The sequence below is a fragment of the Olsenella sp. An290 genome (assembly GCF_002159535.1).
GTDB lineage: Bacteria > Actinomycetota > Coriobacteriia > Coriobacteriales > Atopobiaceae > Thermophilibacter.
Genome location: NZ_NFIU01000032.1, coordinates 1 through 3586, shown reverse-complemented (window position 1 = coordinate 3586; position 3586 = coordinate 1). Strand labels below are relative to the sequence as shown.

Sequence of the window (3586 nt, the reverse complement as noted above, 5' to 3'; positions counted from 1 at the left end):
GGCGCCGACGTCGAGCCGGGGACGCTGCTCGGCTGCGTCATCAACCCGATGCAGCAGTCCGAGCCCTCCAAGGTCGGCATCTTCATGAACGCCGACTTCTCCTGGAACAACTGGACCTCCTACGACCACGCCGACCGGGCCTGGCGGGACGCCTTCTCCCACGTGGACAATGGGTCGCCCGTCGCCACCGGCGCCTCCGACGCCCTGCGCGAGCTCTCCGAGCACATGAAGTGGTACCAGGGCGGCGGCGTGACCTTCGAGTCCCGCGAGTCCGAGGCCGCCAAGCCCATGCTCGACGAGCTCGTCTCCAAGCTCAACTCCGGCTCCGTGACCGTCGAGGACCTGAGCGAGGCCAAGGCCTTCTTTGACAACCTCGCCGACGCGGTCGACACCTATGACACCTCCGCGGACAACGACGCCATGCGCGAGCAGATCGACCCCTGGATCAAGTTCTGGCAGGACACCACGCACGCGGCCCAGTACTACCTCGCCGCTGCGGAGGGCGCGCTCACGGGCGACACCACCGCACTCGTCTCCGGCTACACTCAGGGCAGGGAGGCGTACGACAACGCCAAGGACCACAGCTTCGACTACGTGGGCACCACGATGTACGCCCGCGCCGGCACCCGCGCGGTGCAGCCGGCCGTGGACGCCCTCAACGACTACGTGTCCGCGCAGGCGGGCGGCATCGTCGGCGGCACCGAGTCCGTCGCGCGCGTCTCCTCCGAGGGCCTCTCCGTCTACGAGTCCTACTCGCTCGACCGCATCATCGACGGTAACACGGCCACCCAGGCCTGGCTCACCGGCACTCGCGACGACCAGGGCATCGACGTGGGCAACAGCTTCACGGTGACCTACGCCCCCGCCCGCACCGTCGAGGAGATCACCCTCATCCAGGACAGCAACGACAAGCTTGCCGGCGGCGTGATCGAGTACACCGTCGAGGGCGGCACCGACTGGGTCGAGGCCGGCGCGGTCTCCAGCGCCACCACCACGATCGAGCTCGACCAGCCCACCAAGGTCTCCGCCATCCGCGTGCGCTGCACGACGGGCGCCAAGCAGTGGTGGCAGGTCTACGAGCTCATCGCGGGCGAGAAGAACACCGACACCCCCGAGCAGCCTGAGTACACGGCCACCGTCGAGGCCATCGGCATCCAGCCCTATGAGGGCCAGCTCTCCAACATCGCCGACGGCAACAGCTCCTCCCAGTACTGGTGCAAGGGCCGCGAGGGCGGCAACATCATGGAGGGCGACGGCTTCCAGGTGAACTACGAGCCCTACGCGCTCGTGGGCGAGGTCACCTTTAGCCAGGGCGACGGCGACGTCATCACGCACGGAACCCTCGAGTACACGGTCGACGGCGAGCGGTGGGTGACCGCCGGCTCCATCGACTCCTCGGCCGAGCAGACCCTGACGTTCCCGCGCCAGAAGGTGAAGGCCATCCGCGTCACCTCCGATGAGAACACCGCCAAGTGGTGGAAGATCAGGGAGCTCTCCGTTGGCCTTGGCGAGGAGAACCCCGCCGGCAGCATCGTCTCCACCATCGAGAACGTTGACGCCACCGGTAGCTCCGTCCAGGGCATCGCGAGCATCACGGGCGGCGAGGTCGCCTTTGCCGCCGGCGACTACGTGGCGGTTGACCTGGGGTCGCTCAAGGGCGACGTTGCCGCGGACGCGAGCGCGCTCTCGCTTCCCGCGGGCTTTGAGGTCGTGACCTCCACGAACGGCCTCGCCTGGACCGCCGGCGAGTCCAGCTCCGCCGCGCGCTACGTGGGCATCCGCTACACGGGCGAGGGCACGGCCACGCTCGACCTCTCGGCCGGGCTCGCCATCACCTACAACGATGCGGCCAACGCCGACTTCACCGCGTCGAGCACTGCCGACGGCACCTCGACGGACGCCATGCTCGACGGCGACATCACCACCTACTGGCGCGGCGGCGCCGAGAGCGGCACGCTCGTCTACACGGTCTCCAACCCGCTGGACGGCACCACGCCGCGCGACACGCTCCGCGTCATCTCCTGGGGTACGCCCTCCGGCGCCGCGCTGACCGCGCGCATCTACACCGACGCCGAGCACACGCAGGTCCAGGAGATCCAGGTTGGCACGCTCGACGAGTCCGTGATGTCCTTCTCGCTTGCCGAGGCCGCCGAGGCCGCGGGCGTTGCGTTCTGCGGCGTCGAGTCCGTTGAGGTTGCCTGGAACGGCGCCGTTCCGTCCATCGCCGAGGTGGGCATGCTCGACGCCACGACCACGCCCGACCCCGAGCCCGAGCCGGGCGAGGGCGACTACACGATCTACCCGACCCCGCACGCGCTTTCCTACGCCGAGGGCGAGGTCGACTTTGAGGGCACCGTCAACACCATCGTGGGCGACGGCATCGACTCCGCCACCGAGGCGCGCCTCGACGAGGCGCTCGAGCTCGCGGGCGTGGAGGGCACGCCGGCCGACGCCACGAGCGACGACGGCGAGGGCCTCGAGGTCCTCGTGGGCATCGAGGGCTCGGGTGACGCGGCCGATGCGTACGTTGACGCGCTCGAGGCCGCCGACGCCGTGACGGTCGAGAAGGACCTCTTCACCAAGACCGACTCCTACTTCCTCGGGGTCATCCCCGCCGAGGGCGACGCGCCGGACCGCATCGTGGTCCTGGGCCGCGACACCGACTCCGCCTTCTACGGCCTCACCACGCTCTACCAGGTCCTGCAGCAGGACGCGGACGGCGCGGTGGATGCCCTTCAGGTGAGCGACTGGGCCGACGTCGAGACCCGCGGCTTCATCGAGGGCTACTACGGCAACCCCTGGAGCACCGAGGACCGCTGCGAGCTCATGCGCTGGGGCGGCCACTACAAGCTGAACGCGTATGTGTACGCGCCGAAGGACGACCCGAAGCACAACGCCCAGTGGCGCGAGCTCTACACCCCCGAGGAGCTCGAGGACATCAAGGCGCTCGCCGATGCGGGCAACGCCTCGAAGGTGCGCTTCATCTACGCGCTGCACCCGTTCATGAACGACCCCATTGGCTTTGGCTCCACCTACGAGCAGGACCTCGCCGACCTCAAGGCCAAGTACCTGCAGGTCATCGAGGCCGGCTGCCGCCAGATCATGGTGTCCGCCGACGACGCGGCAGACCCGGGCTCCTCCAACTACGTGAGGCTGCTCAACGACCTCACGGACTGGATCCACGGGCTCCAGGAGGAGAAGAACGAGGACGGCACCCCCAAGTACGAGGGCCTCAAGGACGTCATCCCCTTCGTGGCCGCCAACTACGCCGCCGCGGGCGAGTCCTGGTACAACCAGCTGCCCGATAACGTCCGCCCGATCACCACGGGCAAGCAGGTCTGGGGCAAGGCCGACCAGTCGACCATCAGCACCTTCACGAGCAAGTCCAACGGCGTGAAGCCCTTCATGTGGATCAACTGGCCCTGCACCGACAACACCCGCGACCACCTCTCCATGGGCGGCTACGAGAACGCCCTGGGCGCCGACGTCGAGCCGGGGACGCTGCTCGGCTGCGTCATCAACCCGATGCAGCAGTCCGAGCCCTCCAAGGTCGGCATCTTCATGAACGCCGACTTCTCCTGGAACA

Annotated in this window: 1 protein-coding gene; it reads left to right on the top strand. The window is 68.3% G+C overall.

The window, feature by feature from the left end:
* The coding region (locus B5F84_RS09340) for a beta-N-acetylglucosaminidase domain-containing protein (protein WP_204205555.1) at window positions 1-3586 on the top strand (3586 nt) is incomplete at both ends.